Genomic DNA, 1398 nt, shown 5'->3' with positions numbered 1-1398 from the left:
CGGTTTTGCGTGGGTTTTTACGATTTAGGAACTAGTTATGTCACAGCTCCTTTTTTATATGAATTTGCTTTGAAAGGGTGTCAAGACTCACAAGATTGTAGTAAAATTAGATTCACATGAGAGAGCTATCATATTTTGCCAATCAAGAGAGGACGTTTTAAACCATGTCAGGTCAACAATCGAAGTTTACGACTCGTGAAATTGCGACCTTAGCGATGTTAATTGCATTAACCGTCGTGATTGCCCGGATCTTTTTAATTCCCGTCCCCATGACGCACGGCAACATTAATTTAACCGATGCCGGTATTATGATTGCGGCGTTAATGTATGGTCGCAAGGGTGGGGCCATTGTCGGTGGTGCGAGTGGTTTCTTACTAGATTTATTGTCAGGTTATGGTCAATACATGTTATTTTCACTAATCGTTCACGGTCTGGAAGGCTACTTAGTTGGCCAATTAGGCGCTGGTAAGTCTGGTTGTCGCCAAGCGCTAGCGGTGACCATTGGTGGATTAGTCATGGTTGGCGGATACTTTATTTCCGATTCAATCTTATATGCCATTCCAACCGGGTTACTAGGAATACCAATGAACTTTTTACAAGGCATCTTAGGCAGTGTCGTCGCCTTTGCCTTTTTCCGGGTTCTAAATCGGGTGCGGCCCCAACTCAATTAAGTCGAATTAAAGTTAGTCGGTCAGTAAAGTAAATACTGATCGGCTTTTTTGTTGGCATAATGGCCAGGGCGATGCGATCGAGCAGCAAAACAGCCGGTGAGAAATGGTACTTTTCTTCTATAAATAACTACTTGATTAGTTTGGCGGGTGATTTAAACGCAACCGTGTTTAGTCGCGCTCGCTCGGCTTGAAAGATAGGTGGATTAAGTGACAACGGCTGAAAAAAGCGCATGGTATAGCGGCTTGTTTTCAATAATTTGAAATAATCAACAATTTATCGTTGACACTTTCATAGCTGGCTGGTATATTAGTAAACGTTGCTGCTACGGCCGGTGCTATTGATGCTGTGGAAATCAAAAATAATTATTGAATTTAGTTGTTGACAACTTCTTCAGTGATTGGTATGATTATTCCTGTTGTCGCAATGGCAACCATAACTTAATTAAATGATTGATTGTTAACTTCTTAAAAAAGTTGTTGACATGAAATACTTAAAACGTTATGATGATTAAGCTGTGTTAAGGAAATAACACAACGAATTAGACCTTTGAAAACTGAACAAAGTTTCGACGAATCAAATGTGTAGGGTCTATCAACTTCGAGTTGATAGCAAAAACATTTGCGAAGTCAATTCGCTAGCAAATAAATTTAAGAACAACTTTAAATGAGCTTTTTTAGAACTCATCATTAATTTGAGAGTTTGATCCTGGCTCAGGACGAACGCTGG

Annotated in this window: 1 protein-coding gene; it reads left to right on the top strand. The window is 39.9% G+C overall.

All coding sequences use genetic code 11. From position 1 onward, the window contains the following. Positions 1 to 164: 164 nt before the first annotated feature. Positions 165 to 671 (top strand): ECF transporter S component, encoded by a 507-nt coding sequence (locus DY78_RS11720; protein WP_024625085.1) that lies wholly within the window; start codon positions 165 to 167, stop codon positions 669 to 671. The last annotated feature ends 727 nt before the right edge of the window (positions 672 to 1398 follow it).

The sequence above is a fragment of the Lactiplantibacillus fabifermentans DSM 21115 genome (genome assembly GCF_000498955.2).
Classification (GTDB): Bacteria; Bacillota; Bacilli; order Lactobacillales; family Lactobacillaceae; genus Lactiplantibacillus; species Lactiplantibacillus fabifermentans.
The sequence above is the reverse complement of the archived record's forward strand: the minus strand, read 5'-3'. Positions and strand labels throughout refer to the sequence as shown.